This window comes from Stenotrophomonas sp. SMYL41 (genome assembly GCF_036319965.1).
GTDB classification, from domain to species: Bacteria; Pseudomonadota; Gammaproteobacteria; order Xanthomonadales; family Xanthomonadaceae; genus Stenotrophomonas; species Stenotrophomonas maltophilia_R.
Genome location: NZ_JAWIRX010000001.1, coordinates 430,686 through 449,326 on the forward strand (window position 1 = coordinate 430,686; position 18,641 = coordinate 449,326).

Consider the following 18,641-nt stretch of genomic DNA (forward strand, 5'->3'; position numbering starts at 1 on the left):
CGATTCCCCGCGGTTCGGCATAGTGGGCAAGGCGGACACTAGCAGAATCCAGCACGTGCCCCGCACCCGCTTCACGCGCCACCGCCATCAGTTCCGCAATAGTTGAGCAAATTCCGGCCTCTAGAGCAGTACATGTCCCCCACTCCCGCGCGCACTCCACACCGGTTCCGCCGATGGCGCGTCGCTGGTTACCTCCTGCTGGGCGTGTACGTTCTCTACCTGCTGGCCGGCAACATCTTCCTCAATACCCCGCTGTTCGACCAGGTCACCAACCGCAAGCCGCACAAGTTCGTGATGACGACCGGCCCGGCCATCACGCTGCTGCCGGGCCATGTGATTGCCTGGAACGTGCACATGCGCGGCCACGTCAACCACACCGTCTACGTGCTGCATGCCGAGCGTGCCAGCGCCCGATTGGCCGTGCTGCCCCTGTTCCGCCGCGAAGTGCGGGTTCCCCGATTGCAGGCCAATGGCGTGTCTGCCGAGATCAGCCGCGTCGAGGAGGCCATTCCGTCGCCCCCGCGCAGCGACCAGGGCTGGAACCTGCGTTTCGACGCCATCCACAGCGACAGTATTCGCAGTACCCGGCTCGGCAAGCTGCTGATCATCGGCAAGGGCCAGGGCACGGTGGGGTTCCTCAAGCAACTGCGTGGCGGGCCGTCCGAGCTGTTCGATTCCGAGGTCTCGTTCAGCGCAGCAGACACCAGTTATGACGGCGTGCAGCTGCTGGGCGACATGGATCTGACCGCGCGCTTCAGCTATCCGCGCCACTATCGCGACCAGGCGCCCGGCCTGGCCAAGTTGAAGCTGCTGCATGCGCAACTTGAGGTGGATGCGCGCAGCCAGGGCCTGCGCATGGATACGGATGCAACATCGCCGAAGGTCTCCAGCGCGCCCGTGGCCGGACACCTGCAGCTGGCGCTCCACTTGATCGATGGCCAGCTGCAACCCGGTGACCACGCACTCTGGCAGGTACCGCTCTTCCTCGGCGATGGCGCGCCCGATCGCGGCGTGCTGGCCCTGCAGCTCAGTGTGGCCAACGACCTGCGCTTGCAGGCCCGCCTGCCGCCACGCCCGGATTCGGCCGCCGGCATCGATGCCGATCTGCACATCACCGGGCGCGAGATCCCGTTCCAGCACCCTGCCCAGCTGCTGGAGCGCAGCTCCGGTACCGTTCGAGGCGAATGGGCCTTCACCTCGCTCAACTGGATCCCTGCCCTGTTCGTGCGCAAGCCATGGCTGCAGCTCGATGGCGGTGGCACGCTGAAGGCGGATCTGCGCCTGCGCAATGGCGGACTGATCGAAGGCAGCACCGTGGACATTCCCTCGGCCGCAGCAGTGGCCGAAGTGGCCGGCGTGCGCCTGGCCGGTACCGCCAGCGCGCATGGCGAGCTGAAGGCAGGCAGCCCCAACCAGGCACAGCTGGCCATCCGGCTGCCCCGCTTCACCGCGCGGCCCAGCGATGCCCAGGACGTGCGGCTGTTCGACGGGCGCGACCTGGCCGTGGACCTCGCTGGCGATGGACGCCTGCAGGAACTGCGCAAGGGCGTTCGTGCGCGGCTGCGCTTCAGCCAAGCGACCATTCCGGACCTGGCCGCTTACAACCGCTACCTTGGCTCCCAACAGGTGCGCCTGCTGCGTGGCACCGGCAGCCTCAGCGGCGACGCCACGCTCGACACCGATGGCCGCGTCGGCCACGGCACCGCGCGGCTGCTGGGCCGCAATGCCAGCGCGAACGTTGCGGGCCTGGACTTGGGCGGCGATGTCGACGTGAATGCGACGCTTCGCCGCGGCGACTTCAACCAGCGCCATTTCGATCTGTCCGGCACCACCGTGGAGCTGCGCAATGTGCAGGTGGCGGGCACCGATTCCAACAGCGCGTGGAAAGGCCGTGCCGTGTTCAAGCGGGGCCGCATCGACGCGCAGTCCCCGTTCCAGGTGGACGCTACCACCGATCTGACCCTGAGCGATGCACGCCCCTTGCTGGCCGTGTTCGCCAAGCGCACCGACTATCCGCGCTGGACGCTGTCACTGCTCGACTCTGGCCAGGTCGATGCACAGGCCACGCTGCGCTGGCGTCCGGGCCATCTGCTGATCGACGGACTGGAGGCCGAGAATGATCGCCTGACGGTACGTGCGCGGCTGGATCTTCTGGAGCAGCGCAAGCGTGGCGATCTCTACCTGCGTTGGGGGCTGCTGGGCGCCGGCATCGAACTCAATGGCGACCAGCGCCAGTGGCATCTGGCCAAGGCGCGCGAATGGTTCGATCAGCAGCCATCGCTGCTGCCTGCCAGCCAGGGTGGCAGCGTCGGAGGCACTTCAGACTGATCGCACCCGGGCTGCATCCATGTGCCGCTTCTGTTCGTATGCACGGGTATAGGCATGACGGAGCGGTACGGAATGAAGCGGCGTTCACAGGCTTTGGGTCTTCTGGGATGGAGCATGGTCACTTTTGCGGCGGCGGGAGTCGGCGCGTGGGCATCCACATCCGCCGCCAACTTCTACGCTGCCCTCGCCCTGCCCGCCTGGGCACCGCCTGCCAGCGTGTTTGGCCCGGTATGGACCCTGCTCTACGCAATGATGGCCCTTGCGGCGTGGCTGGTCTGGCGCGAACGCGGCTGGCGTAACGCGCAACCGGCCCTGGTGCTCTATCTGCTGCAGTTGGCCGTCAATGCGCTATGGAGCTGGCTGTTCTTCGGCTGGAAGCTGGGCGCGCTGGCCTTCGTCGACATCCTGGTACTGATCACGCTGGTGTGCGCAACGATCGTTGCCTTCGCCCGCATCCACCGCGGTGCGGCAGTGATGTTGCTGCCTTACCTGGCCTGGATATCGTTCGCCTCTGCGCTCAACTTCGCGGTCTGGCGCGGCAATCCCGGGGTACTGTGACCCGGTATCGGCACTTTCAGGCCTGGGCGACGTGATGTGGCTGCCAGGTACGCAGCAACGCGGGTTTGAACGCCTGCTGGCCACAGCCTGTGGGGCACCGCACCACCCGCGCGGCGGTGTGGCTGACCAGGCCCTGCCCTTCCTCTGCCTTGAATACCGTTTCGCAGCACAGGCAGCGCGCAACCAGCGAGTACAGGTGGAGCAGGCGCCCACTGGCCGGATCCTGCAGGGCATCCACATCCAGCAGCTCAAACTGGCAGCTGTCGGCAAGCATGCGGTACGGCGTTGAAGGCAAGGTCTGCAGGTTCACGGGAGGTGGTCACTCAGGAATGTGCGTTCACCCTAGGCAAGTCGGTGTCGAGCGCGCGTGCAGCGCGCATGTACCTTTCGCGAAGCACGCAGGTGCTCCCGGATGCTCTGGATGAAGAATTCAGCTTCGAATGAAGCGCTCTTCACGCACGCGTACTGGTATGCGAATGCAGGATTTTGCGTCACCATCCACGGATACCGGGTGCAGCTGGGCCATTCCAGCCATCCACGAATCATGAGTCCAGCCCTTGATGCCTTCTGCCGAGCCCACGCACGACACCGCCCAGTCCCGTTGTGCGCGCGAACCGATCCACACGCCCGGTGCCATCCAGCCATACGGCGTGCTTCTGGTAGTGGAGCCACAGTCACTGCGGGTGCGCGAGCGCGCGATCAGCCAGCCGGGTCTGCTGCGGCAGTTCGGCGAACCCTTGTCGCAGCATGTCAGCGAGGTGCTGGGCGGCGTACTGGCGCCCTTCCAGGCGCTGTTCCAGCAGGCCACGGTCGGCAGCAGCGCCCATGTCGGCGCCGTGCACCTGGATGGCCACGGCCGCCATCAATTGCTGCTGCACCGCTCTGCCACGGATCTGCTGGTCGAGTTGGAGGCACCGGTTCCCGGCCAGCCGGGTTCGCTTGAAGAACTGTATCCGTCGATCCGCGAACTGATGACTGGCATCGAATCGGCCAGCACCGTGGAAGATCTGTGCCAGCTGGCGGCCGCGCACATGCGCCGGCTGACCGGCTTCGATCGCACCCTGGTCTACCAGTTCGATGCCGGCTGGAACGGTATCGTGGTCGCCGAGGATGGCAACGGCCTGTTGCCGTCCTACCTGGACCTGCGCTTTCCCGAATCGGACATCCCGGCCCAGGCCCGCGAGCTGTACCGGAGCAACCGGGTACGCCTGATCGCGGACAACAACTACACCCCTGCCCCACTGATGCGCAGCGAGGAGTATCGCGATGCACCGGCCACCGACCTGAGCCTGGCCGTGCTGCGCAGCGTTTCGCCGGTGCACCTGCAGTACATGCGCAACATGGGCACCGGCGCGTCGATGTCGGTCTCGCTGGTGCATGAGGGCCAGCTGTGGGGCCTGGTGTCCTGCCACACGGTGCAGCCGCGCCGCCTGCCCTACCACGTGCGCACCGCCTGTGAGTTCATGGGCCAGATCCTGTCGCTGCAGATCGCGCTGAAGGAGCGTGCACGCGCCATCGAAGAGCGCGTGGCGCGCCGCTCGGTGCTGGTCAAGCTGCTTGCACGCATGGCCGGCGACGAGGATTTCATGGCTGCGCTGCGCCACGATGAAGCCAGCCTGCTGTCGCTGACCGGCGCGGCAGGGGCCGCCATCGTGCACAAGGGCGACTGCATGCGTGTGGGCCAGTGCCCGCCCGCAACCGACGTGTTGGCCCTGGCCGATTGGCTGGCCGCACAGCAGGCCGGGCAGGAAACGTACTGCAGTGACCATCTGGCAGCCGACTGGGCGCCCGGTGCGCGCCTGTCCGACGTGGCCAGCGGCGTACTGGCGGTGTCCATCTCGCAGCTGCACGACAGCTACCTGATGTGGTTCCGACCGGAGGTGGTGCGTACCGTGCGCTGGGGCGGCGATCCACGCAAGACCGAAGCACCCGAGGTGGCACTTTCGCCGCGCAGCTCCTTCGAGGCCTGGAAGGAAATCGTCCAGCAGCGCAGCCTTCCGTGGAACGACGCCGACCGCGATGCCGCCCTAGAGATGCGCACCGCCATCGTCGACATCGTGCTGCGCAAGGCCGAGGAAATGGCCGAGCTCAACGAACAGCTGGTCCGCAGCAACAAGGAACTCGAAGCGTTTTCCTATTCGGTCAGCCACGACCTGCGCGCGCCCTTCCGCCACATTGTCGGTTACTCGGAGCTGCTGGGCAGCTCGGCCGGCGAACGCCTCAACGACACCGAGCGCCGCTTCCTGGATACGATCGTGGAGTCTGCCAAATCTGCCGGAACGCTGGTGGATGACCTGCTCAGCTTCTCGCAGATGGGCCGTTCCACGCTCGGCCGGGTGCGACTGGACATGGCCGCACTGGCCGAAGATGTCCGCAGGAGCCTGGCCTTGGACTACAGCGGCCGCGACGTACAGTGGAGTCTGGCACCGCTGCCGGAGGTCGAGGCCGACCCGACGATGCTGCGCCTGGTCTGGCAGAACCTGCTGGCCAACGCGATCAAGTTCACCCGCGAGCGCGAGCAGGCAGTGATAGAGATCGGTCACGAGCGCAACGTCGACGAAGACCATTTCTTCGTACGCGACAACGGCTGCGGCTTCGACATGCGCTATGTCGACAAGCTGTTCGGCGTATTCCAGCGCCTGCATCACGTCGAGGAATTCGAAGGCACCGGCATCGGCCTGGCCAACGTGCGCCGCATCATCGGCCGCCATGGCGGCCGCACCTGGGCCGAGGGCGAGCCAGGCAAGGGCGCCACGATCCATTTCACCCTACCCCGTTCCACAGGAGATCACCCATGAGGGACCTGCGGCCGATCCTCTTGGTAGAGGACAGCCCCAAGGATGCAGAGCTGACGCTGGCGGCGCTGTCGCGTTGCCAGTTGCTGAACGATGTCATCCATGTACGTGACGGCGCCGAAGCGCTAGCAGGTCCGTGGCGATTCGAACCTGAGCAGCACGCCGGTGGTGATGCTGACCTCCTCCCGCGAAGAGCAGGATCTGGTGCGCAGTTACGAACTGGGCGTCAACGCATTCGTGGTCAAGCCGGTGGACTTCAAGGAGTTCTTCGACGCCATCCAGGGCCTGGGCATGTTCTGGGGCATCACCAACCAGCCACCGCCGCATCGCCCCAACGGCTCGGGGCAGCACAATGCGTGATGGATCGCGCCGCAGCGAGCGCCTGCGCATCCTCATGCTTGAGGACAGTGCGCTTGATGCGGAGTTGATCAGCGCACAACTGCAGCGGGCTGGCCTCGACTTCGAGGCCGAGCGCCTGTGGACCCGCAATGCCTTCATCGAGGCGATCGGGAATCGCGCCTTCGATGTCATCCTGGCCGATCACGTGCTGCCCGGATTCGACGGCGACGCTGCCCTTGCGTTGGCGCGCGAGCGGATCCCGCAGACGCCCTTCATCTTCGTCTCCGGTACGCTCACCGAGGAGCTGGCGGTACAGGCGCTGACCCGCGGCGCACGCGATTACGTGGTCAAGCAGCGCCTGCAGCGCCTGCCGGATGCGATCCGCCGCGCCCGCCAGGAGGAGCACGAGCGCACCCAGCTGGCCCACGCGCAGGCCGCACTGAATGACAGCCAGGCCCAGCTGCAGCAGGTGACCGATGCTGTACCGGCATTGATCGCCCAGCTCGACAAGGAGCATCGCTACCGCTTCGCCAACAAGGCCTTCCTGGACTGGCACGGCGTCAGCCTGGCCGAACTGCTGGGCCGTTCGGCGCGCGATGTCAGCGGCATTTCCGCCTTCGAACATGCCCTGCCCAGCATCGAACGGGTGCTGCAGGGTGAGCGCACCCGCTTCCAGGTGGAACTGGCCCACCGCAGCGGCGAGTCACGCTTCGTGCAGATGGACTGCGTGCCGGAGCGAGGCGCCGACGGCGCCGTGGTCGGCTACATCTGCCTGGGCAGCGACGTCTCCGGGCTGAAGCAGGCCGAGCTCGCCCTGCGCGAAGACAACCAGCTGCTCGAACGGCAGGTCCAGGCGCGCACCGCCGAACTGCGGGCGAGCAAACGACGGTTGCAGGCCATCTTCGAATCCAGCTTCCAGCATCAGGTGCTGCTGGACCTGGAGGGCTGCGTGGTCGATGCCAATGTTGCATCGTTGGCTGCCGTACTGGCTGACAAGCCCGGCGTGGTAGGGCAGCGCTATGGGCAATCGTTGTGGTTCAGCACCAGCGGCGACGTTGGCACCCTGGTGGACCTGGCCGTTGCCGATGCCGCGAAGGGGCAAAGCTCGCTGCATGCACTGGAACTGGAGCTGCCCACCGGCCGCCGCAGCTACGATTTTTCGTTCCGTCCGCTATTGGATGCCGAAGGCGCAGTGACGGCGGTGGTGTCGGAGGCAGTGGAAACCACGGCCCGGCTGCAGGCCGAGCATGCACTGCGCCAGTCACAGAAGATCGAAGCGGTGGGCCAGCTCACCGGCGGCATCGCCCACGATTTCAACAACATCCTGACCGTGATTTCCGGCAACGTCGAACACGCCATGCTGCTCAGCGAGCGCGCCGGCGAGCCGGGCGCCATGGTCAGCCGTGCGCTGGACAACGCCCTCAAGGGTGTGGGCCGTGCCGCCAGCCTGACCCAGCGCCTGCTGGCATTTGCCCGGCGTCAACCGTTGCACAGCCAGGCCGCCAACCTCAACGACCGGCTGCTGGACATGCATGACATGCTGCAGCGTGCTCTGGGCGAGCTGGTGCAGCTGGAAATCCGCGCCGCCGAGGACGTCTGGTGCGTCGAGATCGACGTCAGCCAGCTGGAAGCCTCGGTGCTCAACCTGGCCGTCAACGCCCGCGATGCCATGCCCCACGGCGGCCGGCTGGTGATCGAAGTCGACAACAGCCATCTCGACCACGACTACGCCGCCTTGTTCCCCGACGCTGCGCCTGGCGAATACGTGATGCTGCGGGTCCGCGACAACGGCCACGGCATGGACGCGGCCACCCTCGCGCGCGTGTTCGAGCCGTTCTTCACCACCAAGCAGGTTGGCCGCGGCACCGGCCTGGGCCTGTCGATGGTGCATGGCTTCGTCAAGCAGTCCGGCGGCCATGTGCTGATTGACTCGGTGGAAGGCGGCGGCACCAGCATCACCATGATGTTCCCGCGTTCGACGCTGGCCCTGCCCTGCGAGGCAAGCGCACCGCAGACCGGCCTGGCGGGTTACTCGCCACGCGAGGAAACCATCCTGGTGGCCGAGGACAATGATGATGTGCGTGCGCACACCGTCGATGCCCTGCGCCTGCTGGGCTATCGCGTGCTGGAAGCACACGACGGCCCCTCCGCGCTGCGCCTGCTGGAACGCCCCGACACCAAGGTGGACCTGCTGTTTTCGGACGTGGTGATGCCCGGCATGTCGGGCTGGGAGCTGGTGCGCGAAGTGCGGGAACGCTGGCCGGAAGTCGCCGTGCTGTTCACTTCGGGCTATCCACGCGACCACGACGCAGTCGGCAGCCAAGGCCGGGCAGCCGCCCTGCTGCCCAAGCCGTTCACCCGCAGCGACCTGGCCCAGGCGGTACGTGCCGCGCTGGAGGGTGCCACGCACTGAGGTCAGGCAACCGGGTCGCGCTGGTCCGCTGCGATCCGGTTGATGTCCGCGCACTCCACCGTGGCCGGCGGGTGCTCCCTGCCGGCCAGCGCAATCATCGCCTGGCCCAGCGCCAGGTTGCTGGTCACCAGCGACGGCGCAATCGCGCCCGCCAGTTTCATCAAGGGCGCGCCACCCCAGTACAGCGGCTTCAACAGGCCGTGACGGGTGCCGGTGCCTTCCACAGGGCGCACGCCACCCGGACGCAGCATGACCGTGCGGACCGGCAGTTCCTGCAGTGCCCGCTCGGTCTCGCCCTTCACCCGCAATGGCATCACCCGGCTTCGCGCATCCGCGCCGGCGCCAGATACATAGAGGAAACACCCCTGCGGATTCGCCGTGGCCCAGGCGCGGGCGACGGCCAGGGTGGTGTCCAGCGTCACCCGCCGGTACTCGGCCTCGGCGGTGCCCACCGGCGGAGCGCCGGCGCAGTAGAAGCATGCATCGAACCCGGCCAGGTCCTCCACCCGATCCTGGATATGCAGAAAGTCCGGCACGATCAGCTCGCTGCCGCTACCGGCGAGGCTGCCCGGGTGCCGGACCAGTGCGGTCAGACTGGCGACCCGGGGCGAGCGCTGGCAGGCCAGGGCCACACCCTGCCCCACCAGCCCCGCGGCACCGGTCAACAGAACCCGTAGCGCACCGGTTGCCATCGCCGTACTCATCCTAGAGCTTCACGAAACGCTGGATCTTCCGTGCCAGCCAGCCGCTGAACACCAGCGGTGCATCCAACGCCGATACACAGATGCAGGGAACGCCAGGTGCGGTGACTGGTTGGTGTTCCACATCCTCATCCAGGTCCGCCACGTCGCCCGGTGCGAACAGCCCCAGCGCGTCGTTGTAGGAACCGCGCAGGATCTGGGTCAGCTCGCTGCGGCCGTGGCTGTGCATGGGCAGGCACTTGCCCGGGGCGATCTTCAGCATGATCAGCGAGGGCATCTGCTCGGCACGGATGCAGTGCACCCCCGGCGCCATCCAGCGCCAGCGCAACCCACTGAGCGAGGCGCCGAAATAGGGGTGCAGCGAGGCAGGCAGATGATCCGGATCGGCCTCGGGCCGCTCCTTCGGCACGGGACGCGCGGCGCCGGCCACGGCAAGCGGCGTTTCCGCCGCCAGCTGCATCAGCATGGCCTCGCGCAGCCGCTCGCGGCGCCGATCGGGCGTGGCTGGCTGCGTCTGCTCCAGCAATGCGGAGCCGATCGCCTCGGCCTCGCGCAGGCGCTGGCGGCACTGCGGGCACTGCTCCAGGTGGGCGCCGGCCACGATGCTCAACGGCGCCGGCAGCGCGCCGGCGGCATAGCTCATCAAGGTGGATTCATGCAGGTGGTGATGCGGATTCACAGCGCACCTCCCACTTTCGACTGCAGCTGCAGGAACGCCCGCCTCAGGTGTGACTTGACCGTCCCGAGCGGCATGCCCAGCGCCTCGGCAATCTCGCTGTGGCTCTTGGCTTCGAAATAGGACATCCGCACCAGCCGCGCCTGCACCGCAGGCAGCTCGTTGATGCGCTGGCGAAGGCGCGCCTGGTCGGCGAACTGCTCGGCGCTGCTGCGCTCAACCACGTCCAGTGTTGCCGCATCTTCCACCGCTGCCTGTACCTGCATCCAGCTGCGTTCGCGCCGCACGCGGTCGATATGCAGGTTGCGCGCGATGCGGTACAGCCAGGTACTCAGTGCCCCCTGCGCAGGATCGAAGTCAGCCGCACGCAGCCATAGCCGCAACAGGCTCTCCTGCGCCAGCTCCTCGGCCACCGCGTCAGGCACGCCCAGGCCACGCAGGTACACGCACAACCGCGGCATGAAATGGTCGTAGATCCGCATGAAGCAGTCGCGATCGCGCAGCCGCGCCACGCCGTCCATGTCACCGGCCCAGTTCGTCGGCTCGCTGCTCGGCTGCTGGGAACTGGACACGGTGCGTGCGGTATCGAAGTTGAGGAGAGTGCTGGCGGCGTCAGGGTACATCTGCGTTCGCGGCGGGCGGGTGAAGGTCTGTCCTCTGTACGCGCGGGGGCAGCAATTGGATGCAGGTTACCCAACGCATCCAACCAGCCGCTCCCGGCGTATGACCAGAGCCCGCCCTTACGGATGAACACCATGCGCACCGCCTGGCTGCTGCTGTGCCTGCCCCATGCCGCGCTGGCGGCCCCCTGGCTGCGAAGCGAGGGCGTGGCCACCTCCGCACAGGGCGACATCCTCTACCGTGAAGTGCACTGGCAGCGCGAGGCAACGGAGGGCGCCGAGCGCTGGGTGCTGTACCAGTGTCCGGATGGCAAGACCTTCGCCCGCAAGCATCTGCCGGCAAGCGCCCGGCCGCAGGCACGGGGCTACTTGCTCGAGGACCGCCGCAGTGGCCAGAAGGCCGAGGTGGAGGCCGCCGGCGATTCGGTGTCGATCTCCTGGCAGGAAGATGCCGCCAGCCAGCTGCGTCAGCGCCGGCTTGAACTGCCGCCGGACGCGGTGATAGATGCAGGATTCGACGCGGCGGTGCGCCTGCACTGGCCGGCACTGCTGCGGGGCGAGCGCATCACGCTGCCATTCCTGGTGCCGGCGCGCCAGCGCTACTTCCCGGTGCAGGTGCGGCGCACCGGCCCTGTTCGCTGGCAGGACGTCGATGCCCAGGCCATCGAGGTGAGTGTGGACACCTGGTACGGCGGCATCGCGCCGCGCCTGGCCCTGGTCTACGCCACTGCCGACCGCCGCCTGCTGGAGTTCCGCGGCACCAGCAACCTGCGCGATGCGCGCGGCAGCTACCCACAGGTGATCGTTCGCTTCAACTCTCCGCCCGTCGGGCGATCAGCAAGCGACTGGCAGCAGGCGTGGGCGCAACCCCTGGCGGAGCGCTGCGTCGTGACGCCCAGGTGAAGTCGAAATTCAATGCGCCGTGGCGCATCCAATACGCATCCTGCTGCGTACAGGAGGTCACGACACCCGCCGAGATCCGCCATGGCCTCTGTAGCGCCCCTCCCCCGTCGACGCTGGCGCCTGCTGCGCACGCTGCAGCGCTGGTTCGATACCGGCAACGCCGCAGACGCCAGCGGCGAACGGCCGGGCCGCATCGACTGGGTCCGCGCCGTGCCGTTCGCACTGATGCACCTGGCCTGCATCGCGGTGCTCTGGGTGGGCATCTCGTGGACAGCGGTGATCGTCGCCGCAGCGCTTTATGCGGTGCGCATGTTCGCCATCACCGCGTTCTACCACCGCTACTTCTCGCACCGCACCTTCCAGGCATCGCGGCCCGTGCAGTTCGTGTTCGCGGTGATCGGCGCCTCCAGCGTGCAGCGCGGGCCGCTCTGGTGGGCCGCCCACCATCGCCACCATCACCGTCACGCCGACCAGCCGCTGGACCCGCACTCCCCCCGTGAAGGCGGCTTCTGGCGCAGCCACATGGGCTGGTTCCTGACCCACGAGGCCTTTGCCACCGATCTGTCGCGGGTACCGGACCTGGCACGCTTCCCGGAACTGCGCTGGCTGGACCGCTTCGATACGGCTGTGCCGGTACTGCTGGCCGCAGCGCTGTATGCACTGGGCGCCGGGCTGGAGCGCTGGGCGCCGGGCCTGCACACCTCCGGCCCGCAACTGCTGGTATGGGGCTTCTTCATCTCCACCATCGTGCTGTTCCACGCCACGGTCACCATCAATTCGCTGGCCCATCGCTTCGGCCGCCGCCGCTTCGAGACCCGCGATGACAGCCGCAACAACCTCTGGCTGGCGCTGCTCACCTTCGGCGAAGGCTGGCACAACAACCACCACTTCTTCCCGGGCACCGTCCGCCAGGGCTTCCGCTGGTGGGAAGTGGACCTGACCTGGTACGGGCTGCGCGCGATGGCGGCGCTGGGGCTGGTCAAAGGGCTCAAGCCCATTCCCGAGTGGGTGCTGGCCAAGGCGAGGTACTGACATGCGCATCGCGATCATCGGTTCGGGCATCGCGGGGCTGGCCAGCGCCTGGTGGCTGGACGGCGAACACGACGTCACGCTGTTCGAGGCCAACGACTATCTGGGAGGCCACACCCACACCCACGACGTGCAGGTGGATGGCATGCGCATGGCGGTGGACACCGGGTTCATCGTGTTCAATCCCCAGCACTATCCGCTGCTGACCGCGCTGTTCGACGAGCTGGGCGTAGCCTCGCAGCCGACCACGATGAGCTTCTCGATGCACAGCGAGCGCAGCGGCGTGGAGTACAACGCCACCTCGCTGGATGGCCTGTTCTGCCAGCGCCGCAACCTGGTATCGCCGCGGTTCTGGGGCATGCTGGCCGACCTGCGCCGGTTCTACCGCGATGCCCCCCTGTTGCTGGCAGAAGACGCGGGTCCAACGCTGGGGCAGTACCTGCGCAGCCAGCGCTACGGCGATGCCTTCATCGACGAGCACCTGTTGCCGATGGCCTCCGCGTTGTGGTCGTCACCGACGGCCACGGTGGTGGATTTCCCGGCCCGCTATCTGGCCCAGTTCATGGCCAACCACCAGATGCTGCAGATGACCGGGCGCGCACCGTGGCGGGTGGTGAGCGGTGGATCGGCGCGCTATGTCGATGCCCTGCGCGCCCGCTGGCGGGTGCATGAGCGGCTGGAGTGCCCGGTGCAGTCGGTCGAGCGCATGCCCTGGGGCGCTCGCGTGCACAGCGCGGCCGGCGTGGAAGGCTTCGATGAGGTCATCCTGGCCTGCCACAGCGACCAGGCCCTGGCGCTGCTGCGTGACGCCGACCCCATCGAGCGCGAGGTGCTCGGCGCCATCCGCTACCAGGCCAATGAGGCGGTGCTGCACACCGATGCGTCATTGCTGCCGCGCAACCGCAAGGCGTGGGCGGCATGGAACGCCCACGTGCCCCGCGACCCTGCCGCGCCCTGCACGGTCAGCTACTGCATGAACCTGCTGCAGGGCCTGCCCGGCCGCACACCCCTGGTGGTAACGCTCAACCGCAGCGCGGCGATCGACCCGTCCCAGGTGCTGCGCACCCTGCACTATGCGCACCCGGTGCACGACCATGCCGCAGTGCGCGCGCAACAGCGCTGGGCCGAGCTGCAGGGCCGCCGCCACACCTGGTTCGCCGGCGCCTACTGGGGCTGGGGCTTCCATGAGGACGGCATCCGCAGCGCCCGCCGCGTGGTCGATGCACTGCGCACCTGCGAACCGCACCGTGTCATGGCCGCTCCCGGCGAGGTGGCCGCATGAGCGCCAGTGCGCTCTACTTCGGGCAGGTGATGCACCGCAGGCATCTTCCACACCCGCATGCATTCCGCTATCCGATCGCACAGCTGCTGCTCGACCTGGATGAGCTCGACAGCGTGTTCACCGGGCGCTGGCTGTGGTCGGTCAATCGCCGCAACCTGGCCGAGTTCCGTCGCAGCGATTACTTCGGCGATCCCGCCCGGCCTTTGGCCGATGCGGTGCGCGACCACGCTGCAACCTCCCTCGGCTACCGGCCGACCGGCCCGGTCCGCCTGCTTACCCATCTCCGCTTCGCCGGGCACGTGTTCAACCCGGTCAGTTTCTACTACTGCTACCGGGCCGATGGCAGCACGCTGGACTGCATCGTCGCCGAGATCACCAATACGCCCTGGAAGGAACGGCACGCCTACGTGCTGCCAGTCGCGACGGCCACGCACGAAGGCACCTCGCTGCGCTGGCAGTTCGACAAATGCTTCCATGTCTCGCCCTTCATGCCGATGGATTGCCACTACGACTGGCGGTTCAGCCGCCCCGATGAGGGCCTGCGCGTGCACATGCAGGTCTGGCGCGACGGCGGGCGCCAGTTTGATGCCACCCAGGTCATGCAACGGCGCGCCCTGGATGGTCGCGGGCTGGCCCGCGTCCTCGCCTGCTATCCACTGATGACCACCCAGGTGGTGGCCGCCATCCACTGGCACGCGCTGCGGCTGTGGCTGAAACGCAATCCCGTGCACGACCACCCCACCCTTGCCGAGAAACCGCGATGAACTCGATGACTCCTTCGGTCGCGCTGCCGCGCCCCGGCGCATTGGATGCCTTCCTGCGCCGCCGCCTGCTGGCCCAGCTCGCCCCGATGCGCGATGGCCGCCTGTGCGTGCGCGACGCGCTGGGCGAAGTCTGGCTGGGCGATGCCCGCGGCGAACTGCATGTCACCGTCACCATCGAAGACCCGGCGTTCTATCGCAAGGTGGCGGCACAGGGCAGCGTCGGCGCGGGTGAAAGCTTCATCCACGGCGAGTGGCACTGCGATGACCTGGTCGCCCTGATACGGCTACTGGTGCGCAATCGCGATCTGCTCGACAGCATGGAACACGGGCCGGCGCGCGTGGGAGGCTGGCTACTGCGCGGCTGGAACCGCCTGCGACGCAACAGCCGTGAAGGCAGCCGCCGCAACATTGCCGCGCACTATGACCTCGGCAACGATTTCTTCGCCCTGTTCCTGTCGCCGGACCTGATGTATTCCTCGGCCTTGTTCGCCAGCGAAAGCGAACCGCTGGAGTCCGCTTCGCGGCGCAAGCTGGACCACATCTGCCAGCAGCTGCAGCTCAAGCCAGGCGACCGCGTGGTCGAAATCGGCACCGGCTGGGGTGGCTTCGCGGTACATGCCGCCCAGTACTACGGCTGCCATATCACCACCACCACCATCTCTGCCGAGCAGCATGCGCTGGCCACCCAGCGCGTGCGGGATGCAGGGCTGCAGGACCAGGTCACGCTACTGATGCAGGACTACCGCGACCTGCAGGGCCAGTTCGACAAGCTGGTATCGATCGAGATGATCGAGGCCATCGGCGCCGAGTACCTGGACACCTACATGGCTACGCTGCAACGCCTGCTCAAGCCGGATGGCGTTGCCCTGCTGCAGGCCATCACCATCGAGGACCATCGCTACGAACAGGCCCGGCGCAGCGTCGACTACATCAAGCGCTATGTGTTTCCGGGCAGCTTCATTCCGTCGATCAACGCGATCATGGCGGCCAAGACGCGATCCTGTGACCTGCAGCTGGTCGCCCAGCAGGATTTCGGCCACTCCTACGCACTGACCCTGCGCGCCTGGCGCCAACGCTTCCTTGCCCAGCTGCCCGCTGTGCAGGCACAGGGCTTTGATACGCGTTTCTGCCGGATGTGGGAGTTCTACCTGGCCTATTGCGAGGGCGGCTTCCTGGAGCGTTCGATCGGCGTTTCGCATCTGCTGCTGGCGCGCCCGGGGCATCGTCCCGTTGGCGCATCGGGTCAAGGCGGCTGAGATGCGCCGGTTCTGGGCCAATCTGCTTGGCAACCAGCTGGTCTGGCTGTGCGCCGTTGCCGGCGCCGGGCGCGGCTGGCAATGGCCAGCGCTGCTGGCAGCGTCGCTCTACATCGGCAGCCAGCTGCTGACCTCGCCGCAACCTCGGCTGGATCTTCGGCTGATGCTGTTGGCGCTGGCCTGCGCGTGGCTGGTCGACGCCAGTGCCGCCGCCAGCAGCACCGTGCGCTACGCTGCCGCCCCACTGGATTGGGCACCGCCCCCCTGGATCATGGCGTTATGGGCCGCGTTTGCGATGACGCTGACCACTTCGATGCGCTTCCTGCTGCGCCACCTTGCCCTGCCAGCCGCGTTCGGCCTGCTGCTGGCCCCGCTGGCCTATCTCTCCGCAGCGCGCGGTTTCGATGCGGTTCGATTCACTGCGCCGCTGTGGCAGGGCCTGCTGGTGCTGGGGGTGGGCTGGGCCATCGCGCTTTCGCTGCTGTGCACGGCCGCTCGTCGCGGTTCCCGCACCATCCCGCCACCCTTGGCCGGAGCACCGTCATGATCACTCTGTTGTGGGTCCTGCTGTATGCCGTGCTGGTGATGAGCTGGGGCTGGGCCTGGCAGCGCCGCCACCGCAACATCGGCGTGGTCGATGTGCTCTGGGCCAAGGGCGTGGGCGCTTCGGCCCTGTTGCTGGCGCTGCTCGGCGAGGGTGCGGCGGCGCCACGGATCGCGCTGAGCGTGCTCGGTGGCCTATGGGGCAGCCGACTCGCCCTGCACCTGTGGCACCGGGTCCGTCACGAACAGGAGGACGGCCGCTACCGTTATCTGCGCGAGCACTGGCAGGGGCATCAAGGCAGGATCTTCGGCTTCTTCATGGCCCAGGCGCTGCTGGTCGTGCTGTTCGCCCTGCCCTTCGTCGCGGTGGCTGCCAATCCGCAGGCAAGCATGACGCTGTGGATCGTGGCCGCCGCACTCGTCTGGCTGCTGAGCGTCGGTGGCGAGAGCCTGGCCGACCATCAGCTGGCCAGGTTCCGCGCGAATCCAGCGAACAAGGGCCGCACCTGCCGCGACGGGCTCTGGCGCTACTCCCGCCACCCCAACTACTTCTTCGAGTGGCTGCATTGGTTCAGCTATGTCCTGCTCGCGGTCGGCTCGCCACTGTGGTGGCTGGCGTGGGCCGGCCCGCTGCTGATGTACGTGTTCCTGCGCTACCTGAGCGGCATCCCGTTCACCGAGAAGCAGGCACTGCGCAGCCGCGGCGACGATTACCGCGCCTACCAGCGCAGCACGCCGATGTTCTTCCCCTGGTTTCCCCGTTCTTCCAAGGAGTATTCCGCATGAGCGCGATCCCGTCACTGACCCCGGCCGACGACGCGGAAACCGGGCTGATCGCCTGGGCCGAACGCGGGCTGGTTCCCGATGCGGCACTGCGGGCCGGCATCCGTCGCCTGTGCGCGCAACGCCTGCACGAGGAAATGCTGGGCGGCATCGAGGCACAGTCCGCGCGCTTCGACCGTCGCATCGCAGAACTGGCCGGCAGCCCACTCGCGCTGCATACCGACGCGGCAAACCGCCAGCACTACGAAGTTCCCGCGGCCTTCTTCCAGGCCTGCCTGGGCAAGCGGCTGAAGTACAGCAGCTGCTACTACCCCACCGGGCGCGAAACGCTGGACCAGGCCGAGGACGCCATGCTGGAACTGTACGGCCAGCGCGCCGGACTGGCCGATGGCCAGCACATTCTCGAACTGGGCTGTGGTTGGGGTTCGCTGACCCTGTGGATGGCCGAGCGCTACCCCACCGCTGCGATCACGGCGGTGTCCAATTCGCACAGCCAGCGCCAGCACATCATGGCGCAATGCCAGGCCCGGGGCCTGCACAACGTCGAGGTGCTGACCCGCGACGTCAACCAGCTCGAGTTGCCCGGCGCACGCTTCGACCGCTGTGTCTCGGTGGAAATGTTCGAACATGTGCGCAACTACGAACGGCTGCTCGCGCGCATCAGCCAGTGGCTGAAGCCCGACGGCGCGCTGTTCGTGCACATCTTCGCCCATCGCACGCTGATGTACCCGTTCGAGACCGAGGGTGGCGACAACTGGATGGGGCGTCACTTCTTCACCGGCGGACTGATGCCTGCCGCCGACACCCTGCTGCATTTCCAGCGCGACCTGCGGCTCGATCAACGCTGGCTGCTGGACGGCACCCACTACCAGCGCACCGCCGACCACTGGCTGGCCAACCAGGATGCAGCCCGCGAGAAGGTGATGCCGGTTCTGGTCGCAACCTACGGCCAGGCCGCGGCGAAGCTCTGGTGGCAGCGCTGGCGCATGTTCTGGATGGCATGCGCCGAGTTGTTCGGCTACGACGACGGCCAGCAGTGGCTGGTCGCCCACTATCTCTTCCGCCCCCGTTGAGGTGTGACATGCGCATGCGCTCGCTGCTTCCCCTGCTGGCATTGAGCCTGTTTGGTTCCGGCTGCAGTTCCAGCGATACCCGTCCCCTGCCTCGCCCTCCATCAGTGGACGTGCCACGCTTCATGGGCGACTGGTATGTGATCGCCCACATACCGTCGTGGCCGGAGCGCGAGGCCTTCGACGCGGTGGAGAGCTACACATTGAAGCCGGACGGGCGCATCCAGACGACCTTCACCTATCGCAAGGGCAGTTTCGACGCCCCGCAGAAGTCGATGCACCCGGTGGGACGGGTCGAGAAACAGGGCAATGGCGCGATCTGGGGCATGCAGTTCATCTGGCCGATCCAGGCCGAGTATGTGATTGCCTGGCTGGACGACCACTATGGGCAGACCATTGTCGCGCGCAGCAAGCGCGACTATGTGTGGTACATGGCGCGCACGCCACAGGTGTCCGAGAGCGACTACCAGCAGGCCGTGCAACGCATCGCGGCCATGGGCTACGACACCGGCAAGCTGAGGCGCGTACCGCAGTCGGTGCGATAGATCGCGGCAGCCGCCCGCGCCCGCCCCGGCGTGACG

General features: G+C 67.2%; 17 protein-coding genes and 1 pseudogene. 14 read left to right on the forward strand and 4 right to left on the reverse strand.

The window, feature by feature from the left end; translation table 11 throughout:
- Window positions 1-132 precede the first annotated feature (132 nt).
- Window positions 133-2,328 carry a hypothetical protein gene (locus V3B30_RS02005; RefSeq protein ID WP_262082628.1) on the forward strand — a complete coding sequence of 732 codons (2,196 nt, stop codon included), beginning with the start codon at window positions 133-135 and terminating at the stop codon, window positions 2,326-2,328.
- Window positions 2,329-2,400: 72 nt separating this feature from the next.
- Window positions 2,401-2,886, forward strand: coding sequence for a TspO/MBR family protein (locus tag V3B30_RS02010; RefSeq protein ID WP_262082629.1), 486 nt, complete (start codon window positions 2,401-2,403; stop codon window positions 2,884-2,886).
- Between the two features lie 16 nt (window positions 2,887-2,902).
- Here the strand turns inward: V3B30_RS02010 and V3B30_RS02015 are convergent, their stop codons facing one another.
- A complete protein-coding gene (locus V3B30_RS02015; RefSeq protein WP_100472276.1) occupies window positions 2,903-3,196 on the reverse strand; it encodes a hypothetical protein in 294 nt (97 codons plus the stop codon).
- A 250-nt stretch (window positions 3,197-3,446) separates the two neighbouring features.
- Between V3B30_RS02015 and V3B30_RS02020 the strand changes: the two genes are divergently transcribed.
- From V3B30_RS02020 to V3B30_RS02030, 3 genes and pseudogenes are all read left to right on the forward strand, one after another.
- A complete protein-coding gene (locus V3B30_RS02020) occupies window positions 3,447-5,684 on the forward strand; it encodes an ATP-binding protein (RefSeq protein WP_262082630.1) in 2,238 nt (745 codons plus the stop codon).
- A pseudogene (locus V3B30_RS02025) lies at window positions 5,681-6,041 on the forward strand (response regulator). Before V3B30_RS02020 ends, V3B30_RS02025 begins: the two are co-directional and overlap by 4 nt.
- Window positions 6,034-8,433, forward strand: a complete 2,400-nt coding sequence (locus V3B30_RS02030; RefSeq protein WP_262082631.1) for a response regulator — start codon at window positions 6,034-6,036, stop codon at window positions 8,431-8,433. The pseudogene V3B30_RS02025 and the gene V3B30_RS02030 overlap by 8 nt, the downstream one beginning before the upstream one ends.
- A 2-nt stretch (window positions 8,434-8,435) precedes the next feature.
- Here V3B30_RS02030 and V3B30_RS02035 read toward each other — a convergent pair whose 3' ends face one another.
- From V3B30_RS02035 to V3B30_RS02045, 3 genes are read right to left on the reverse strand one after another with little or no spacing between them, the layout of a single operon-like run.
- A complete protein-coding gene (locus tag V3B30_RS02035) occupies window positions 8,436-9,137 on the reverse strand; it encodes an oxidoreductase (RefSeq protein WP_262082632.1) in 702 nt (233 codons plus the stop codon).
- Window position 9,138: 1 nt separating this feature from the next.
- On the reverse strand, window positions 9,139-9,813 hold the full coding sequence (locus tag V3B30_RS02040) for a ChrR family anti-sigma-E factor (RefSeq protein ID WP_262082633.1): 675 nt from the start codon (window positions 9,811-9,813) through the stop codon (window positions 9,139-9,141).
- Window positions 9,810-10,433 (reverse strand): sigma-70 family RNA polymerase sigma factor, encoded by a 624-nt coding sequence (locus V3B30_RS02045; protein WP_100472269.1) that lies wholly within the window; start codon window positions 10,431-10,433, stop codon window positions 9,810-9,812. The genes V3B30_RS02040 and V3B30_RS02045 overlap by 4 nt, the downstream gene beginning before the upstream one ends.
- Window positions 10,434-10,565: 132 nt before the next feature.
- Between V3B30_RS02045 and V3B30_RS02050 the strand changes: the two genes are divergently transcribed.
- The 9 genes from V3B30_RS02050 (at window position 10,566) to V3B30_RS02090 (ending at window position 18,605) form a co-directional block, all read left to right on the forward strand.
- On the forward strand, window positions 10,566-11,333 hold the full coding sequence (locus V3B30_RS02050; protein WP_262082634.1) for a hypothetical protein: 768 nt from the start codon (window positions 10,566-10,568) through the stop codon (window positions 11,331-11,333).
- Between the two features lie 81 nt (window positions 11,334-11,414).
- Complete coding sequence (locus V3B30_RS02055; protein WP_100472265.1) at window positions 11,415-12,365, forward strand: acyl-CoA desaturase; 951 nt, start codon at window positions 11,415-11,417, stop codon at window positions 12,363-12,365.
- Window position 12,366: 1 nt separating this feature from the next.
- Entirely contained in the window at window positions 12,367-13,644 is a 1,278-nt protein-coding gene (locus tag V3B30_RS02060; protein WP_262082635.1) for an FAD-dependent oxidoreductase, read from the forward strand.
- A complete protein-coding gene (locus V3B30_RS02065) occupies window positions 13,641-14,408 on the forward strand; it encodes a DUF1365 domain-containing protein (protein WP_262082636.1) in 768 nt (255 codons plus the stop codon). The genes V3B30_RS02060 and V3B30_RS02065 overlap by 4 nt, the downstream gene beginning before the upstream one ends.
- Entirely contained in the window at window positions 14,405-15,664 is a 1,260-nt protein-coding gene (locus tag V3B30_RS02070; RefSeq protein WP_262082637.1) for a cyclopropane-fatty-acyl-phospholipid synthase family protein, read from the forward strand. The genes V3B30_RS02065 and V3B30_RS02070 overlap by 4 nt, the downstream gene beginning before the upstream one ends.
- A gap of 1 nt (window position 15,665) precedes the next feature.
- The gene (locus V3B30_RS02075) at window positions 15,666-16,211 is read left to right on the forward strand and encodes a DUF2878 domain-containing protein (RefSeq protein WP_262082639.1); all 546 of its coding nucleotides are present in this window, start codon (window positions 15,666-15,668) and stop codon (window positions 16,209-16,211) included.
- Window positions 16,208-16,993 (forward strand): DUF1295 domain-containing protein, encoded by a 786-nt coding sequence (locus V3B30_RS02080; protein ID WP_262082640.1) that lies wholly within the window; start codon window positions 16,208-16,210, stop codon window positions 16,991-16,993. Before V3B30_RS02075 ends, V3B30_RS02080 begins: the two co-directional genes overlap by 4 nt.
- Complete coding sequence (locus V3B30_RS02085) at window positions 16,990-18,063, forward strand: cyclopropane-fatty-acyl-phospholipid synthase family protein (protein WP_262082641.1); 1,074 nt, start codon at window positions 16,990-16,992, stop codon at window positions 18,061-18,063. The genes V3B30_RS02080 and V3B30_RS02085 overlap by 4 nt, the downstream gene beginning before the upstream one ends.
- Before the next feature lie 8 nt (window positions 18,064-18,071).
- On the forward strand, window positions 18,072-18,605 hold the full coding sequence (locus V3B30_RS02090) for a lipocalin family protein (RefSeq protein ID WP_262082642.1): 534 nt from the start codon (window positions 18,072-18,074) through the stop codon (window positions 18,603-18,605).
- Window positions 18,606-18,641 lie beyond the last annotated feature (36 nt).